This window comes from Hymenobacter sp. BT730, from assembly GCF_030542105.1.
Taxonomy (GTDB): Bacteria; Bacteroidota; Bacteroidia; order Cytophagales; family Hymenobacteraceae; genus Hymenobacter.
In genome coordinates this window covers 71,055-88,956 of sequence record NZ_JAUOFB010000002.1, presented here as the reverse complement: position 1 = coordinate 88,956, position 17,902 = coordinate 71,055, and the positions used below count along the sequence as shown (strand labels likewise).

At 55.7% G+C, this 17,902-nt stretch carries 17 protein-coding genes; 8 read left to right on the top strand and 9 right to left on the bottom strand.

Features of this window, described 5'->3' with window-relative positions; all coding sequences use genetic code 11:
- Window positions 1-32 precede the first annotated feature (32 nt).
- The 4 genes from Q4G72_RS07365 (at window position 33) to Q4G72_RS07350 (ending at window position 5,540) form a co-directional block, all read left to right on the top strand.
- The gene (locus Q4G72_RS07365) at window positions 33-992 is read left to right on the top strand and encodes an alpha/beta hydrolase (RefSeq protein WP_303310770.1); all 960 of its coding nucleotides are present in this window, start codon (window positions 33-35) and stop codon (window positions 990-992) included.
- A 181-nt stretch (window positions 993-1,173) separates the two neighbouring features.
- A complete protein-coding gene (dnaK, locus tag Q4G72_RS07360; protein ID WP_303310769.1) occupies window positions 1,174-3,123 on the top strand; it encodes a molecular chaperone DnaK in 1,950 nt (649 codons plus the stop codon).
- Between the two features lie 96 nt (window positions 3,124-3,219).
- On the top strand, window positions 3,220-4,368 hold the full coding sequence (locus Q4G72_RS07355) for an FAD-dependent monooxygenase (RefSeq protein ID WP_303310768.1): 1,149 nt from the start codon (window positions 3,220-3,222) through the stop codon (window positions 4,366-4,368).
- A gap of 65 nt (window positions 4,369-4,433) precedes the next feature.
- A complete protein-coding gene (locus tag Q4G72_RS07350; protein WP_303310767.1) occupies window positions 4,434-5,540 on the top strand; it encodes a DegT/DnrJ/EryC1/StrS family aminotransferase in 1,107 nt (368 codons plus the stop codon).
- A 45-nt stretch (window positions 5,541-5,585) separates the two neighbouring features.
- Here the strand turns inward: Q4G72_RS07350 and Q4G72_RS07345 are convergent, their stop codons facing one another.
- A complete protein-coding gene (locus tag Q4G72_RS07345; RefSeq protein WP_303310766.1) occupies window positions 5,586-6,743 on the bottom strand; it encodes an endonuclease/exonuclease/phosphatase family protein in 1,158 nt (385 codons plus the stop codon).
- A 57-nt stretch (window positions 6,744-6,800) separates the two neighbouring features.
- The gene (purE, locus tag Q4G72_RS07340; protein WP_303310765.1) at window positions 6,801-7,361 is read right to left on the bottom strand and encodes a 5-(carboxyamino)imidazole ribonucleotide mutase; all 561 of its coding nucleotides are present in this window, start codon (window positions 7,359-7,361) and stop codon (window positions 6,801-6,803) included.
- A 147-nt stretch (window positions 7,362-7,508) separates the two neighbouring features.
- Here purE and Q4G72_RS07335 point away from each other — a divergent pair, with 147 nt between their 5' ends.
- The 3 genes from Q4G72_RS07335 (at window position 7,509) to hemE (ending at window position 9,844) form a co-directional block, all read left to right on the top strand.
- Entirely contained in the window at window positions 7,509-8,135 is a 627-nt protein-coding gene (locus Q4G72_RS07335; RefSeq protein WP_303310764.1) for a MarC family protein, read from the top strand.
- 121 nt (window positions 8,136-8,256) lie between these two features.
- Complete coding sequence (locus tag Q4G72_RS07330) at window positions 8,257-8,712, top strand: hypothetical protein (protein ID WP_303310763.1); 456 nt, start codon at window positions 8,257-8,259, stop codon at window positions 8,710-8,712.
- Between the two features lie 97 nt (window positions 8,713-8,809).
- Entirely contained in the window at window positions 8,810-9,844 is a 1,035-nt protein-coding gene (gene hemE / locus Q4G72_RS07325; RefSeq protein ID WP_303310762.1) for a uroporphyrinogen decarboxylase, read from the top strand.
- Between the two features lie 134 nt (window positions 9,845-9,978).
- Here hemE and Q4G72_RS07320 read toward each other — a convergent pair whose 3' ends face one another.
- The 5 genes from Q4G72_RS07320 to Q4G72_RS07300 form a co-directional block, all read right to left on the bottom strand.
- Window positions 9,979-10,992, bottom strand: coding sequence for a bifunctional heptose 7-phosphate kinase/heptose 1-phosphate adenyltransferase (locus Q4G72_RS07320; protein ID WP_303310761.1), 1,014 nt, complete (start codon window positions 10,990-10,992; stop codon window positions 9,979-9,981).
- 161 nt (window positions 10,993-11,153) lie between these two features.
- A complete protein-coding gene (locus Q4G72_RS07315; protein ID WP_303310760.1) occupies window positions 11,154-12,386 on the bottom strand; it encodes a pyridoxal phosphate-dependent aminotransferase in 1,233 nt (410 codons plus the stop codon).
- An 82-nt stretch (window positions 12,387-12,468) separates the two neighbouring features.
- On the bottom strand, window positions 12,469-14,475 hold the full coding sequence (locus Q4G72_RS07310; RefSeq protein WP_303310759.1) for a glycosyltransferase family 2 protein: 2,007 nt from the start codon (window positions 14,473-14,475) through the stop codon (window positions 12,469-12,471).
- 187 nt (window positions 14,476-14,662) lie between these two features.
- On the bottom strand, window positions 14,663-15,277 hold the full coding sequence (gene recR / locus Q4G72_RS07305; protein ID WP_303310758.1) for a recombination mediator RecR: 615 nt from the start codon (window positions 15,275-15,277) through the stop codon (window positions 14,663-14,665).
- A gap of 95 nt (window positions 15,278-15,372) precedes the next feature.
- Entirely contained in the window at window positions 15,373-15,654 is a 282-nt protein-coding gene (locus Q4G72_RS07300; RefSeq protein ID WP_303310757.1) for an ATP-dependent Clp protease adaptor ClpS, read from the bottom strand.
- Window positions 15,655-15,990: 336 nt separating this feature from the next.
- Here Q4G72_RS07300 and Q4G72_RS07295 point away from each other — a divergent pair, with 336 nt between their 5' ends.
- Window positions 15,991-16,548, top strand: coding sequence for a hypothetical protein (locus Q4G72_RS07295; RefSeq protein ID WP_303310756.1), 558 nt, complete (start codon window positions 15,991-15,993; stop codon window positions 16,546-16,548).
- A gap of 87 nt (window positions 16,549-16,635) precedes the next feature.
- Here the strand turns inward: Q4G72_RS07295 and Q4G72_RS07290 are convergent, their stop codons facing one another.
- Together Q4G72_RS07290 and Q4G72_RS07285 are read right to left on the bottom strand one after the other, a co-directional pair.
- Entirely contained in the window at window positions 16,636-17,298 is a 663-nt protein-coding gene (locus tag Q4G72_RS07290; protein ID WP_303310755.1) for a YceI family protein, read from the bottom strand.
- 36 nt (window positions 17,299-17,334) lie between these two features.
- Entirely contained in the window at window positions 17,335-17,784 is a 450-nt protein-coding gene (locus Q4G72_RS07285; RefSeq protein WP_303310754.1) for a MarR family winged helix-turn-helix transcriptional regulator, read from the bottom strand.
- Window positions 17,785-17,902: the final 118 nt, after the last annotated feature.

Here is a 17,902-nt window from a genome sequence, read left to right as displayed (position 1 = left end):
AGCGGAAGCGCCTTGTTCTGCTGCTCTTAGTATTGGCCACGGTTGTGTTAAACGCCGTGGCCTTTTTCCACGCTTGGCGCTTCACCCATTTTTCCCCGGCTGCTGCCGTGCGCACCGCCCATCCGGAGCGGCTTACCGGCTGGCTTAAGCTGGGTGTGCTGCTTATGGGCGTTTCAAACCCCAAGCCGCACAGCCTCACTGTTCCCGAATTTCCCTTTACTACTATCTTTCTTACTAGCCCCAACGGGCGCCTGGAAGTGTGGTATAGTACCGTTCCGCATGCGCGAGGCACGGTAGCGCTTTTCCATGGCTATACCAGCAACAAAGCAGCACTATTACCCGAAGCAGCCTATTTCCGCCGCTTAGGCTTCAATGTTTTGCTCACTGATTTTGCAGGTAACGGCAGCTCTGCTGGCTATACCTGCACCGTAGGGTATCGGGAAGCCGAGGATGTGCGAACGGTGTTTACCTGGTTACAGCAGACACAGCCCCATCAGCCGGTTTTGCTTTACGGCGTTAGCATGGGGGCCGAGGCTATTCTGCGGGCAGAAAGTGAGTTGGGCGTAGCACCTGAGGCCAACATCCTGGAATGCCCCTACGGTAGCATGCTACAAACCGCTCAGAACCGGTTTGCCGCCATGCACCTGCCTGATTTCCCGATGGCCAACCTGTTAGTATTCTGGGGTGGCGTGCAAAACGGTTTCTGGGCTTTTGACCTCGATGCTACGCAGTTCGCCAGCCACATTACTACTCCTACTCTGCTCATGTGGGGCGAAACCGACCCACGGGTGACGCGTCAGGAAACCGACGCTATTTACCAGAACCTGCGGGGACCTAAGCAACGACAGGATTTTGCGGGATCCGGCCATGAGCCTTATTGGAAGAAACACAAGGAACTCTGGCAAAGCCGGGTTGATGGTTTTGTAGGAAACCAAGCTTTCAAAAAGGCTACTGGTGCATCTACCCCTCCTGCCCAGCTGGCAGGGAAATAGGTATTAGGGGTTCAGGGAAAAGGTCAGAGCGGCGGAAAAGCGGCGTTGCCGTCCCGTAAAAATGACAAGTTGTCACAGGAAAAGCCCTTCGCAAGGGCTGGTACGCTGCTTGTAATCCTCCTCCCGCGAGTGATTCGCAATTATACCCTGACACCTCAACTCCTAAACGATAACCATCCACATGGGCAAAATAATCGGTATTGACCTCGGCACCACCAACTCGTGCGTGGCCGTAATGGAAGGCAACGAGCCGGTGGTGATTCCAAACAGCGAAGGCCGCCGCACCACCCCCTCCATCGTAGCGTTCCTAGATAACGGTAAAGGCGAGCGTAAAGTCGGTGACCCCGCCAAGCGTCAGGCCATTACCAACCCCAAGAACACGATTCAGTCGATTAAGCGCTTCATGGGTCGCAGCTTCGGCGAAGTAACCGAAGAAGCCAAGCACGTTTCCTACGAGCTGGTGCCCGGTCCTAACAACACGGTAGCTGTGCAAATCGGTGACCGGAAGTACACGCCGCAGGAAATTTCGGCCATGGTACTGCAGAAAATGAAGCAGACGGCTGAGGATTATCTGGGTCAGCCCGTAACGGAAGCCGTTATTACGGTGCCCGCTTACTTCAACGACGCTCAGCGTCAGGCTACCAAAGAAGCCGGTGCTATTGCCGGTCTCGATGTAAAGCGCATCATCAACGAGCCTACGGCCGCGGCCCTGGCTTATGGCCTCGATAAGAAGCACAAAGACCAGAAAATTGCCGTGTACGACCTTGGCGGTGGTACCTTCGATATCTCCATCCTCGAGCTGGGTGACGGTGTGTTCGAAGTACTGTCTACCAACGGTGACACCCACCTCGGCGGCGACGACTTCGACCAGGTAATCATCAACTTCCTGGCCGATCAGTTCGCCAGCGAAAACGAAGGCCTCGACCTGCGCAAGGACGCTATGGCGCTCCAGCGTTTGAAAGAAGCCGCTGAGAAAGCCAAAGTAGAGCTGTCTTCTTCTACGGAGACGGAAATCAACCTGCCCTACGTAACAGCAACTGCCTCCGGCCCTAAGCACCTGGTGGTAAAGCTGAGCCGCGCTAAGTTTGAGCAGCTGGCTGACAGCCTCGTACGTCGCTCCATGGAGCCTTGCAAAAAGGCCCTGCAGGATGCCGGCCTGAGCACTTCCGATATCGACGAAGTAATCCTGGTAGGTGGTTCAACCCGTATCCCCCGCATTCAGGAGGAAGTAGAGAAGTTCTTCGGTAAGAAGCCTTCCAAGGGTGTTAACCCCGACGAAGTAGTAGCTGTAGGCGCTGCCATTCAGGGCGGTGTACTGACCGGTGAAGTGAAAGACGTGCTCCTGCTGGACGTAACCCCGCTTTCGCTGGGTATCGAGACGATGGGCGGCGTAATGACCAAGCTCATCGAGTCGAACACGACCATCCCGACCAAGAAATCGGAAACCTTCTCCACGGCTTCGGATAACCAGCCTTCGGTTGAAATCCACGTGTTGCAGGGCGAGCGTCCGATGGCTTCGCAGAACCGCACCATTGGTCGCTTCCATCTGGCTGACATCCCGCCAGCACCCCGCGGCGTTCCGCAGATCGAAGTAACCTTCGACATCGACGCCAACGGTATCCTGCACGTATCAGCCAAAGACAAAGGCACCGGCAAAGAGCAGAAAATCCGCATTGAAGCTTCTTCCGGCCTATCGGATGCAGATATCGAGCGGATGCGTCAAGAAGCGGCCGCCAACGCCGAGTCAGACAAAGCTGAAGTGGAGCGCATCTCCAAGCTGAATGCCGCTGACTCGATGATCTTCCAGACCGAAAAGCAGCTGAAAGAGTACGGCGACAAGCTGAGCGGCGGCAACAAAACCGCAGTAGAAACTGCGCTGGCCGACCTGAAAACCGCGCACGAAAGCAAAGACATTGCTTCTATCGACAAAGCAATGGAGGCTATCAATGCCGCGTGGCAGGCAGCTTCGCAGGAAATGTACAGCGCAACCCAGGGCGGTGAGCCCGGCGGTGCAGAAGGTGGCAACCCCTTCGGCGGTGCCGGCCAGCAGCCCGGCGGCAACGGTCAGGGCGGCGCGGCACACGACAACGTGACTGACGTAGACTACGAAGAAGTAGACGGCAACAAGTAATTGTTGGCTTATAAGAACAAAAAGGCCGGTAGCTATATGCTGCCGGCCTTTTGTGCGTTAGGGCTGCTTCATTAATAGTTCACTTACTTTTCGTACATGGCACACTTTCTCATCATCGGGGCAGGCATTGGCGGCCTCACCACGGCCCATGCACTTTTGCAGCAAGGGCATACGGTGCGAGTGATTGAAGCCGCGCCCGAACTGCGGGAAATTGGCGCGGGCGTGGTATTAGGTGCTAATGCTATGCTGGCCCTTAGCAAGCTAAACCTGCAGGAAACCGCGCGGGCGCAAGGCACCCCCATCACCAAAATTCAGCTGCACAATGAGCAGGGTGGTATCCTACAGACCGTAGATACCGCGGAATTCACCCGTCACTTGGGTTTCCAAAACCTGGGCATTCACCGGGCGGCGCTGCAACAGGCGCTGCTGGCCGGCTTGCCACCCGATACCGTGCAGCTGGGCATTCCATTTGAGCGGTTTGAGCAAACGGCCAGCGGCGTGCGGGCGCACCTGGCCAACGGCACCTCGCTTACCGCCGATGCGCTGATTGGAGCCGATGGACTTCGCTCCCGCGTGCGCCGGCAGTTGATGCCCCCGGCCAAGCCCCGGTACGCAGGCTATACCTGCTGGCGTGCTGTAGTTGATGCTACCTCCTTAAACCTGCCGGTGGGCGAATCCAGCGAGGTGTGGGGAACGGGAGGGCGGCGCTTCGGCTACGTGCCCGTGGGCCACGGCCGCGTGTATTGGTTTGCCTGCCTGAATTGTGGCCAGGTAAACAGCCCCCATTTTAGCCGCTACCGCCTGGCTGACCTGCGCCGGGAATTTGGCGGCTTCCACGCGCCAGTGCCACAGCTGTTGGCTCTTTCCTCTGATGAGGAGGTGCTCTGGAATGACATTCTCGACCTGAAACCACTTACCCAGCTGGCATTCGAGCGGGTGCTGCTGTTAGGGGATGCCGGCCATGCCACCACGCCCAATCTGGGCCAAGGCGCGGGCATGGCTATTGAGGACGCGCTGGTGCTGGCAGAGTCCTTGAAAACTGAAACCAATATTCCCGCCGCCTTTCAGCGCTTTGAGCAGCGCCGCCTGCCCCGCACCACGCGCATTGTGAATACTTCCTGGCAACTGGGCCAGCTGGCGCAGCTGGAAAAGCCGTGGCAGATTAAGCTGCGCAACTTGGGGATGCGCCTGGTGCCCGACGCTATAAGTCTAAAGCAAATGGCGTGGCTGTATCAGCCGGCATAGCGCGGGCTTTTGCCCGGCGGCGGCTAAAGCTGTTTCTTTGTTGATACGCCCTTCTTCCCGCCCCGATGCCCGTTCCCTTTCTCTCCTTCACCGCCCAGAATGAACGTATTCGTGCCGACGTGCAGGCGGCCACTATGCGGGTGTTCGACTCGCAGCAGTATATTCTGGGAGAGGAAGTGCGGCAATTTGAGGCAGAATACGCAGCCTTTAATCAGATACCACATTGCGTGGGCGTCAGCAGTGGCTTATCGGCGCTGCACCTGGCCCTGGTGGCGTTGGGTATCGGTCCCGGCGACGAAGTGCTGGTACCCAGCAATAGCTACGTGGCTACCTGGCTGGCAGTCTCCTACGTGGGCGCCACGCTGGTGCCGGTGGAGCCGAATGAGCAGACATTCAATCTGGATCCGCAACAGTTGGGAGCGGCCATTACCCCCCGTACCCGCGCTATTGTGCCGGTCCATTTCTTCGGCCAAGCCTGTGATATGAAGGCTATTATGACGGTGGCCCGGCGGCATCAATTACTGGTAATTGAAGATAATGCCCAAGCGCAGGGTGCCGTCAGCCACGGGCAGCTAACGGGCAGCTTTGGGCAGGCAAATGCCACCAGCTTCTATCCCACTAAAAATATAGGCGCGCTGGGTGATGCAGGCGCCATAACTACGGAAAATGCCGCGCTGGCCGAACAGTTGAAAGTACTGCGCAACTATGGCTCCCGGCAGAAATATCAGAACGAAGTCATCGGTTTCAATGCCCGGCTGGATGAGCTGCAGGCCGCTATCCTACGCGTAAAACTGCCGCATCTATCCTTCTGGACCCAGCAGCGCCAACAGCTGGCCACTTGGTATGATACTTACCTGGCAGATATTCCGTGGCTACAACTGCCACTACGGCTGCCTACGTCCACCCACGTCTATCATTTGTACGTGGTACGCACACCGCACCGTGATGCGCTGCAGCAGCACCTTTCGGCTTACGGCATTGGCACCGTCATTCACTACCCGGTGCCGCCGCATTTGCAGCCGGCGTACCAACAGTTGGGCTTTAGGGCCGGGCAGTTTCCAATAGCGGAACGGCTGGCCGCTACCAGCCTCAGCCTGCCGCTGTGGCCGGGCATGCAGGAAGCACAGGTGGCAGAAGTGGCAGAGTGCATCCGGGGGTTTAAACCCGATTAAAACAGCCCGAAGGTTACTTTGGCAAATTGCCAGATAGGAAAAGATTTATGAAGTGGCTTCCAGTTTCTCTTGGCGCTCCTTGTGCTCTTCTTCCGCCTCTTCCTCAAAGCCTTTCTGAATTTTCTCTATGGCTTCCTGATGGTCTTCGGCGTCAGCTTGCTCCTGATTTTTCTCCTGCTGCGTTTTGTCGTGGGGCTCGTAGCTGACTTTGATGTAGATAGGAAAATGGTCGGAGCCTACATAAGGCAGACGCTCCATGGCTTCTACTTTAAAGTGGGGTGAAACGAAGACATGGTCCAGCGGCCAGCGCATCAGGTGGTACTCGGCATGAAAAGTGGGAAGTAGCCCGCGGCCCACGCGTGGGTCCAGCAGCCCACTGATGCGCCGGAACAGCTCACTGGTATGCGACCAGGCCACATCATTCATATCTCCAAACACAATAGTAGGCTCCTCAGAGTAGTCTATTTCTTTACCTACAATCAGCAACTCAGCGTCTCGACGGGTGCTGGTTTCGGCTTCCTGCGGTGCGGGCGGCTTGGGGTGCAGGCCATACAGCCGAACCCAGCTATGGCCATCGGGGAGTTGCACGTAGGTGTGCAGGGAGGGAATATCGTCGTCGAGCAGGTATTTAATCTGGGCATCGCGCAGGGGCAGGCGCGAGTAGAACAGCATGCCGTAGGTGTTATCCAGCGGCTCGTGGCAGATATAAGGATGCGTTTCTTCCAGAGGCCGCAGCTGTTCCTGCCACCACTTATCGGTTTCTACTACAATAATGAGGTCAGGGTCGGTTTCCTGCAGCACCTGCAGGGCTTTGGGAGCCTGCTTGTTGTACTGTAGCACATTCATCACCGCCAGGCTCATGTGGCGCTTTGCATCTTTCAGGGTGCTGTCGCCTACCTGTTTGCCTACAATGGGAGTGTAAGGAATAATACGAAAAAGCTGGTACCCCACTGCTATGGCCAGTACGGCCATTAACCCCAGGCCCCAGTAACCCGGCAGCTGATGCCACCCAAGCACAAACCCTAGGCCCAGGGTAGCTATGGCTACAAATACAATCTGCAGGCGAGGAAAGTCGAATATCCTGATCCACCAGGCTTCTTCGCGGAGAAGTGGCAATAAGGTGGCTATAAGGGAACCAATGGCAAGCAGCAGGTTGATACCGTGCGCAATCAGTAACCAAACCGGGGCATCAAAATCAGGCAAGAGAAAAGCTCATTAGGGGTGGGAAAATCAGCAGCGGAGGCTCAGAGCGTAATTTCGTTAAATATCATCATTGTAACCGCCTTTGCGAAGCTCTTCAATAGTTCGCATCACTTTATCTTTTAGCGAGTTACGGTATTTTTCCAAGACATCTACTAAGCGGGCATTGCTCAGTCCCAGCATTTGCGTAGCCAGCACCGCCGCATTAGCAGCGCCGTCAATAGCCACGGTGGCTACCGGTACCCCGGCCGGCATTTGTAGCATGGACAGAACCGAATCGAGCCCTCGAATAGAGGTGGAAGAGTTGATGGGCACGCCCACTACCGGCAGGCTTGTAAAGGCCGCCACCATTCCGGGAAGATGAGCTGCGCCGCCACCGCCGGCAATAATGACGCGCAAACCACGCTTACGGGCATTTTCGGCATACTCCACCAGCCGGTGCGGCGTGCGGTGCGGCGACACTAAGGTAATTTCATAAGGCACGCCAAACTGGCGCAGCAGCTCCGCCGCGGCTGTCATAACTTTCAGGTCAGACTGCGACCCCATGATGATGCCAACCAACGGGGTAACGTCCCGGGACTCGTCGGGGGCTGGAGCGGGAGCGGAAGAAGGCGTATGCATAAAGGGAAATTGGATCAAAGGAAGGCTGCCCGCGGATTTCTACGGCACTCCGGCATAACAGTTGGATTATCAAACATAGCATTTTCCCTCTTTGCTGATTCTCAATCCCTCGTACCTTTACCCCACTCCCACCGCGCCCGTTCTCGCATGGAAATCCTGCTCGCCACTTTCACCACCTTATTTTCCGTTGTGAACCCCTTTGGGGCCATGCCGGTATTCCTGACCCTGACGCAGGAAGACTCACCCGCACACCGCGCTGGAGTGGCCCTGCGGGCGTGCCTGTACATGATTGGGGTACTCACCGTGTCGTTTTTCGCCGGGCAGTATGTACTCAATTTCTTCGGCATCAACATTCACCACCTGCGCATTGCGGGCGGTATTCTGCTCATGCGCTCCGCTTTTGATTTGCTTACGCCCGGTGGCAACCGCGCCAAAGTTTCGGACGCCACCCTGGAAGAAAGTATGCACAAGGATGATATTTCCTTTACTCCCCTGGCCATGCCCATGCTATCCGGGCCTGGCTCTATGGCCGTTTGCATTGGCTTATTTGCCGAAAAGCTCACTTTTCCGGATATGGGGCTGATTATCGTAGGTTTTGTACTGGTGGCGCTGGCCAGCTACCTGATTCTGATGTCGTCGTTGCGGCTCACCAGGTTTCTGGGCAGGCCGGGTATGGCGGCGCTGGCGCGCATTATGGGTTTCCTGACTCTGGCTATTGGGGTGAATTTTCTGGCTACCGCTATTGTGGCACTGTTTCCGGGGCTGAGCAGATAGGAAAATCATGGGAGAAGTACTCATGCTGATACTCGTATTCGCCATATTTTTTGTCGTTATACTAGGGGTCCCCACTATCCTATTATGGCGGCTAGGCCAGTGGTTCCATCGTCGAAACCATTTGTGGGCAGCACGCATCTCGCAAGCATTTTTGTTGTGCTTTATCCTCTTTTGGATAATAGGCATTTACTCCTTCTTCTTTCCCTTCGATAGCGAATTTGAACAGGAATTCGAGAATTTAACAGGGCTTTCTTTCCCGGCCTCGGGCGAAATCGTGAAAGGAAAAGAATCAGGGCTTGATTTGGGAGGAGATTATTTCGTTGATGCACGGGTAAAAGTTGATGCGGCTGATTATCAGCGTCTATTACATAGCCTACATGCCGACCCAACCTTTCAGACTAATGTTTCCAGCCAAGACACTACTGTTGTCGGAAATGCGCTATGTACTTCATGTGACAGATCAGCCCTTATCAAGCCTTGCACCTTTTCAAAAAATGATATTAGTAAAGGTGAATACCAATCCATCAGCTTCCTGCCAGACCACCGCACCATCATCTTTCACCGCAGGCAAGAGTGAGAGAGTTGGCATTTTGGGTATGTACCCTCTGTATTCCTGAGTGCTAGGCTTACCTTTGCTGCCAGCGCCGCTTTCCGGCCTCTAATCAGCGAAATCTGTGATTAAGAACGACCTCCTCCTCCGTGCCGCCCGCGGCGAACAGACTGAACGTACCCCCGTGTGGCTCATGCGCCAGGCAGGCCGAATTCTGCCCGAGTACCGCGCCCTGCGCGCCCGCCTCAGTGGGTTTAAGGAACTGGTAGAAACGCCCGATCTGGCAGCCGAGGTTACCATTCAGCCGGTAGATGCGCTGGATGTGGATGCAGCCATTATCTTCTCCGATATTCTGGTGGTGCCCGAAGCTATGGGGCTCACTTATGAGATGATTGAGGCCCGCGGCCCGCTTTTTCCGGAAACCATTAAAACTGCGCAGGATGTGGCCCGCCTGCGCGTGGCCGACCCTGAAGAGCATTTAGGCTACGTACTGGAAGCTATTCGGGTAACCAAACGCGCCCTGAATGGCCGTGTGCCACTTATCGGGTTTGCTGGTGCCCCCTGGACTATTCTGGCGTACATGGTGGAAGGCCACGGATCCAAAACCTTTAGCAAAGCCCGCCGCCTGTTGTATACCAACCCGGCGCTGGCGCATGAGTTGCTGCGCAAAATCACGGATACTACCATTGCCTACCTAAAAGCGCAGGTGCAGGCCGGTGCTAACATTATTCAGGTGTTCGACTCGTGGGCGGGTATTCTGCCGCCCGCGCATTACCAGGAGTTTAGCACGCGCTACATTGCAGAAATCTGCGCAGCCATACCAGAGGTACCGGTTACTGTGTTTGCCAAAGGCGCTTTCTGGGCAGTGGGTGACTTCGCGCAGCTTTCCTGCCGCACCATTGGGCTGGACTGGAACCAGGACCCACGCACAGTGCGCCCACTAATAGGCGACAAAACGCTGCAAGGCAACCTGGACCCCTGCGCCCTCTACGGTACCCGCGAGCAGGTACGCCAGGCTACCATACAGATGCTCGAGCAGTTCGGCCCTTACCACCACATTGCCAACCTGGGCCATGGCGTATATCCCGACACTGACCCGGACAACGTGCGCGTGTTTGTTGATACAGTGAAGGAATACAGCGTGAAGATGCGCCGTTAGTTACTGCAAAAACAATTTGTCATCCTGATGCAGGAAGGCCCTTTTCGCGGTTGCAAAAGTCGTTTTTACGACAAATCCTCTACCGTAAAAAGGGCCTACCTGCATCAGGATGGTATTTTTTCTGTTTAGCGCATCTATAGCACTTGGTTTTCCTGAGCCTCCGCCAGTAGCAGTGCTTTTTCAATGGGCACTACGCCTACCTGCTCACACACCAGCCCGCCGCCCAGGTTAGCCAGGGCGGCCGTTATGGGCGGGGCCATACCCAGCGCCACACACAGTGCAGCAATACTAATTACGGTATCGCCGGCGCCGGAAACATCGGAAATACTGCGCAGGTGAGCGGGAATGTAGGTGCGCTGCGTAGCTTCGTCTTCCACAAAAACGCCGCGCTCAGAGAGGGTAACCAGCACAATTTCCGGTAGTAGCAGCTCGCGCAGACGGTCTACGGCCGCTTCGAATTGAGGGCGGGCGGCATCAGTATCTTCAAACTCCAGTTTCAGCCCTTCGCGCAGCTCTTTCAGGTTGGGCTTGAACAGCGTGCAGTATCGGTACGCCAGAAAGTTCTTTTTCTTGGGGTCGACAACGGTAGGAATGCCCCGCTCGCGGGCCAGCTCAATAAACCGGGTAATGCTGGCTTCGCTGAGCACGCCTTTATCGTAATCTTCAAAAATCACTACGTCGGCACGGTCCAGCAGGGCGGCGTAGCGGGCCGTGAGAGCAGTATTTTCCTCCTGATTAAGGTTATGCTCTACCTCCGAGTCGATGCGCAGGAGTTGCTGGCCGTGGGCCAGAATGCGTTGCTTAACGGTGGTGGGCCGGTGGTTGCTGCGCACCATTCCTTCCGCCGACAGGTTATTTTCGCGCAGCAAATCCAGTAGTTGGCTGCCGCCCTGGTCCTCGCCTATTACGGCACACAGCAGCGGCGTAGCTCCCAGGGCCTGCACATTCAGAGCCACATTGGCAGCTCCACCCAGGCGCTGCTCGGTGCGGCTCACATTCACTACCGGCACCGGTGCTTCCGGCGACAGCCGGCCGGCCTTGCCCCACACATAGGCATCCATCATCACGTCGCCCACAATCAGGACGGTCAGGTGGTTAAAAGCTTCAAATAACTCAGAGAGGGAAGCAGGCGGTACGGAGGCGGGCATTGCGTCAGATTCAGGAAACGAAGCCGCAAAGGTAGGAAGTAGCGCTGTAGCGCGCCGCGTCGGCTTCACCCAACTGTTAGGTAAGTTCCGATACACAGCCTATCCATGTATGCTTACGTCTGCTACTTGCTCTACTCGGAGTAAAGCCGGCGCGCTACAGTTTATACCAGCTTAGCCAGGCTGTGTTTGATGCGGGTGAAGGCTTCCCGCAGCTTTTCATCGGCAGCCGCGGTGCTGAAGCGGATGCAGTTAGGCGCGCCGAAGGCGTCGCCGCTTACGGCCGCTACGTGGCCATCATTCAGCATGTACATAGCCAGGTCAGTGGCATTCTGAATAACACTGCCAGTGGGCGTCGTTTTGCCAAAATACCCGCTCACGTCCGGAAATACATAGAAAGCACCGCTGGGCGTGGGTGTGCGGAAACCGGGAATATCCTTTACCAGCTCCAGGACCAGGTCGCGACGGCGGCGGTAGGCGGCCACCATTTCGTCGGCGGAAGTGCGGCCACCTTGCAGGGCGGCCAGGGCCGCGCGCTGGGCAATGGAACAGGTGCCAGAGGTAATCTGACTCTGCATTTTCTCGCAGGCACTGGCAATTTCCTTGCGTGCGGCCAGATAACCCACGCGCCAGCCCGTCATGGCATAGCCTTTCGAGAAACCATTCACGGTAATCACCCGGTCCTTTATGTCCTCAAACTGCGCCAGGCTCACATGCTCGCCTACAAAGTTGATGTACTCGTAAATCTCATCAGCCAGCACATACACCTGAGGATGCCGGGCTACCACGGCAGCAATGGCGGCCAGCTCTTCGCGGGAAAATACCGCCCCCGTGGGATTGCACGGCGACGAATACATGATCAGCTTGGTACGGGGCGTAATGGCTGCTTCCAGCTCAGCCGCAGTTACTTTGAAGTCGTTTTCTAGGGAGCCCATGAGTGTAATGGCGGTGCCTTCTGCCAGTCGCACCATCTCCTCATAGCTCACCCAATAGGGAGCAAACACAATGACTTCGTCATCGGGGTTTACCAGGCTGAGCACAGTGTTGGCCAGCGCCTGTTTGGCTCCCGTGCTTACTACAATATTTTCCGGCTTGTAGGCCAGGTGGTTTTCCCGCTGCAGCTTGTCGCAGATAGCCTGGCGCAGGTCGGGGTAGCCGGGTACGGGGGTATAAAAAGTAAAGCCGTCGTCCAGAGCTTTTTTGGCGGCGTCCTTAATGTATTGCGGCGTCTGAAAATCCGGCTCGCCAAAGCTCAGGCTGATAATATCGATGCCCTGTGCAGCCAGCTCACGGCCTTTTTTGGCCATGGCAATAGTCTGTGACTCCTGCATCGTGTTGATGCGGTCTGACAGTATGGGGGTTGACGAGGGAGCAAGCGAGTCAACAGCTGGTGACATAGCAAAAGAGCAAAGTGGGTGGGTGGGAAACAGGGGTCAAAAGTACGGGAATGTACGGACTCGGTAGCAGCAAGCAATGGCCCTACTCCTGCCCCAGCCAGCGGAAGCAGCGCAGCAGCAGACGCAGGTCGGTGCTGGTGGCATAATCCCGAGCGTATAGGAGCTCTACCCGCCTTTTGGTGGCTTCAGACAGCGGCGCGGTGGTTTCGCCCGCATCAGCAGGCGAAAGGATAGCCTGGGTCATGCGCCGGGGTCCGGCGGCATGGTGCAGCCCCACCCAGGTGCGGTTTCCGGCCAGCACGCGCAGGCAATTGCGCAGGAAGCCCACCTTTTGCACCATCACCCATACTACCAGCGGCGAGGCCAGCAGTAGCAGTAAACTGGTTAGTACATCCAGCACGCGCTTATTGCGAATATGCTGGGGCTGAAACAGATTCAGGGCAATTTCCAGCGTATAGTAGTCGCCGGGGCTGTCTTTGTTGGTACTGCCGATGATGTACTGGCTGTCCTCAGGCAGAATTTTATAGCCCACCGGGTGCTGGCGCTGCTGCGGCAGATGCACCATAAGGGCCATAATACGGCTGGCCGACAAGTCTTTGCCACAGAAAATGACCTCATCCACCTCATAAATCCGGATAATATCTTCCAGCTGGCGCAATTCTCCCAGCAGGTCCGGGGGCGCAACTTCCTGGGCGGCTACCGGCAGCGGGCTTACGTACCCCATAATGCGGGCCCGTACGCCGGCATTTTCCAACAGAAAGCGTACCCGGGTGCTTTCCGCCGCCGAGCCCACAATGGCAATATTTTTCTGCTCCTCTTTCTGCAAATGGAAATTACGGTGGCGCAGAAAGTGCGTCAGCAACCGGCGCAGCAAAAGAGCCGCCACGGCCCAGGCGCCACCCAGAATAATCAAGGCTTTAGAAAAGCGCCAGGCATCAAAGAAGTTGGAGCCTGCGGAAATTAAAACCGTTCCCAGAAAGATACCGCGCACAATGCGCAGAATACGCACCGGCTTATCGTAGGCCCCACTGAAATAGGCAGCCGTGAGCCACACCCCTATATACACTGGTACAGCCACCAGCATAAACTGTGGTGGGTAGGGCGTGGGCACATATTTGTGGTTGTTTTCCCAGTATACTTTCAGGAAATACATCCCCCCGTAAATCAGGGCGGCATCCAGCAGGACCGGGGCCGCCTGCGTGAGCAGGCGTCGAGCCACGGCAGCGCCGGCCCGCAGCCAGATGGCCAGGTTTATCAGCAGCGAGAATATACCGGCGCGGCCCGGCGCAAAATGCTTTCGGGCAAAAATGACCATGGCCCGGTAGAACACAAACACGTAGTTTACGCTGGTGCGCCTGGTGCTTTCGCCTTTGTAATGAATGATGCGGGTACCCGGGAAGTAATAGTTTTTCCAGCCACCTCGCGTGAGCCGGTACGAGAGGTCAATATCCTCGCCATACATAAAGTAATCCTCATCCAGCAGCCCCACTTGGTCCAGGGCGCGCTGGCGCATCAGCATAAAGGCCCCGCTTAGTACTTCTACGGCATGGGTTTCGTCTTTATCCAGGTAGCCCAGGTGGTAGCGCCCAAAGGTGCGCGAGCGGGGAAAAAGCTGCGCTAACCCAAACATCTTGAAAAAGGCAACTTTAGGAGTAGGTAGTCCGCGCTTGCTTTCCGGCAGAAACTTGCCCTGCCCATCCAGCATCTTCACCCCCAGCCCGCCGGCTTCGGGGTGTGCATCCATAAAGTCGCAGCACAGGCGGAAGGTGTCTTCTTCCACCACGGTATCGGGGTTCAGCAGCAGTACGTACTGCCCGCAGACCCGGCGCAGTGCCTGGTTATTGGCTTTGCTGAAGCCGGGGTTGTCTTTGTTTTCCAGGAGAATAACCTCCGGAAAGCGTGCCCGTACCATGGCCACAGAGCCATCTACGGAGTTGTTATCCACCACAAATACCTCTGCCGGCGCCCCTAGCTTCTCCACTGCCTTGCGCACCGACAACAGCGCCTGCTCCAGGAAATAGCAGACATTGTAATTGACGATAACGACGGAAAGCTTCACAGGCGCGGCGGGGCAGGATCGAACGGCCACGAAAGGTAAGCAGAGTTGCCAATGTCTGGTTCCGGTCCGGCAGGCATCACGAGGCATTTTACCTCCTAGGAGATATCAGAAGGCTTCAGATGCAAAAACCCCTTGACGCTCTGAGAGTGTGTCAAGGGGTTTAAAGGAATCAGTGTATGAAGGTGGGCCGAGGAAAAGTGCTCCTTCCCTATTGTAATTACTTAGCCTGGCGCTGACGCTCTACAATTGAGCGGCCCAAAGTAATTTCATCGGCATATTCCAGCTCGCCGCCCATGGGCACGCCGCGGGCAATGGTGCTGATATGCACCTGGGGAAAGTCACGCAGCTTGCGGGAAAGGAAAAAGGCGGTAGTATCTCCCTCCATTGTGGGGCTGATGGCCAGGATAACCTCCTTTACTTCCGATTCCGGCTCGCCGAGACGCTCTACCAGGGACTCAATCTGCAAGTCACTGGGGCCAATACCTTCAATGGGGGAAATAACACCACCCAGCACGTGGTACGTGCCCTGGTACTGCCCGGTATTTTCAATAGCAATAACGTCGCGAATGTCGGACACCACGCAAACGGTGCTATGGTCGCGCAACGGGTTGGCGCAGATGCCGCATTTCTCCGTGTCGGAGATATTATGGCAGGTGTCGCAGTAACGAATATCGAAGCGCATTTTAGCCAGGGCTTCCGCCAGGGAGGCAGTGGCCTCGGTTTCGGCTTTCAGTAAGTGAAGAGCCAGCCGTAGCGCGGTTTTTTTGCCGATACCGGGCAGCTTCGCCAGCTCGCCCACGGCATTTTCTATCAGTTTGGAAGGGAATTCCATTCAGTTTCAGTTACGAGTTGTCAGTTACCAGTTGCCAATGCCCGCGGCCTGTTGGTAACAACCTGGCAACTGGTAACTGACAACTCGTAACTGAATTAAAGGACATCCGCCGAAATGCCCCGGTCGTGGATAGCGGTGCACATGTCAGCCAGTTCTTCGAAGGCGCCATGCTTCACGGTACACTGCCCTTTGTAGTGAATGAGCAGGGTGCATTGCTCAGCTTGCTCAGGCTCGTGGCCGCAGACGTCGATGAGGGTTTTTATGACGTGGTCGAAGGTATTTACGTCATCGTTGTACACAATAAGGTCACGCACATCGATGGTTTCCTCCAGCAATAGTACGTCCTCGTCGTAATCGATTTGCGGGTTGGTATTCATGCGGCAAAAATACGAAAAAACGGCCATAAAAGCGCGTTGCGTGGCGCTATTCAGAGTACTATAACCCCTTGGCGAGCAGAATCGTTTCGCAAAAAATCAAGGAAAATCAGTGGCCGGCTTCAGCAACCCTAGCTTATCCTGTGGGCTTTGTTTGCCCCGACCCCAGGCACTACATCAGCCCTATAACTACTCCGCCGCATAGGGGCGGCTAAACCTTTACCGGCCTGCCACAGTACCATTCCCGCCTGGGTGCCGCCGGCAGGAAGTTGCATTCCTTGCCGGGCAGGCGGTAACCTGGCCACCATTTTTGTTTTGCTCATCCCGGCAGCTCCCGTTATGCCCGTTCCCTCCGCCGACTTCAAAAAAGCCCTAAAACGCCTCTCCGATAAAGAGAAAGAAACCCTGCTGCTACGGGCCGTGCGCCGGGATGCCGAGCTATATGACACACTGAGCTTTGAACTGCTGCCTGAAGTATCCCTGGATACTGTATACGAAGAGGCCGCTGACCGTATTCATGAACTGTTTAACGTGGCCGTAACGGGCCGGCTGCTCAACCGCAGCCTCACCAAAGCCCTGCAAAAAGCCACCAAAGAAGTAGCCCGTGCCCGTCGTATCACTAAAGACAAAAAGCTGGAAGTAGACCTTAACCTATATACGCTCCGGCTTATCTTCGACAATTATACCGGGCAGTTTGAAAGCCCATACAATGGCTTTTATGTAGGCTCTGCCCGTCTGGCAGCCCGTACGGCGCAGCTAATTCTCAACAATCTGCACGAGGACCTGTGGCTGGAGTATAAGGCGGAGCTGGATGATTTCCTGACCCAACTGCATGCGCGCACCAAAAGCCGCAATCTGAAATTTGAGCTCCCGCGTGAGTTGCCACTGGCCGATTAAAAGCTCCTCCTACCCCACAAAAAAGTCCCGGACACCATGGTATCCGGGACTTTTTAAATCGTTGCCGAAAGGCAGCAGCAGGGCTGCTTACTTCTTGGCAATGACGTTAAAGCTCAGCGCAAATTCATTGTCAATGGCTTTGTCAGCAGCGGCACCGAATAATGTCGAGCCGTACTTGATGTCATAGTTGGTGCGGTCGATGATGGCCGTGCCGCTGGCAGCAGCCACGCCGTTCTTCACACCTACTTTAGCAGGGAAGGTAACAGGCTTGGTGATGCCTTTGATGGTCAGGTCGCCGGTGATGCGCATGTTGTTGCCTTGAGCATCAGCCTTAATGGGTGCCAGGCTGGTAATTTTCAGCGTAGCGGTAGGGTGCTTCTCCACGCTGAAGAAGTCGTCGGAACGCAGGTGGCCGATGAGCTTGCCGTTGTAGGTTGCATCCGTCAGGTCTTCGTTTTTGATGGAGTTCATATCCACCGTCACGGTGCCGCCTACCAGCTTGTTACCACGCACGAGCAGGTCGCCCTGCTGGAACTGGGCCGTGCCATTGTGCTGACCGGCTACTTTTTTACCCAACCAGCCCAGGGTGCTCAGCTGTGGCTGCAGTTTGTATACCGCAGCAGAAGCTTTAGCGGCTTTGGCAGCACGAGGAGCGCTGGTGCCAGCCGAGTTGGCAACGGGAGACTGAGCGAAGGCGGGAGCCGCCAGGAGCGTGAAGGCCAGCAATGCGGGCAAAACAATCTTTTTCATAACAGAAAGGAAAAAAGAAAAGGAGAAGTGTAGTAATTAACCGCGCAGCTTATCCAGCAGCGCATTCAGTTGAGAAGCTTCTTGTTCGGTGAGGTTTTGCAGCCCCAGCGTCTGATTCGAGACAACGGCATCCATACGCTGCAGCAAGTCCAGCCCTGCCTTGGTAATCAGAATATCCACGGCCCGCCGGTTGCTGGGGCACACGGTGCGGGTAACCAGCCCTTTGGCTTCCAGCTTGTCTACAATGCGTGAGGCATTGCTGGTTTTATCCAGCATACGCTCAATAAGCAGGTTGACTGTGGCCGGCTTGGGGTGCTGCCCCCGCAGAATGCGCAGCACATTAAACTGGGGCAGCGTGAGGTCAAACTCCTTGAAGGCCGCACTTTGCCGGAACTGTAGCCAGTTTGCTGTAAACACCAGGTTGATATGCATCTTGTGGTACTCACTCTGGAAAGTGCGTTGCTGGATTTCATCTTCGATTTTCATACAGCAAGTAAGTGTCATCAGGAATTCGTTGCAAATATATGTACATACATTTAATGTACAAACATAGTTTCACAACTTTCTGAAATTTATTAGTTTGACCATCTGCCTTCGACCTTCT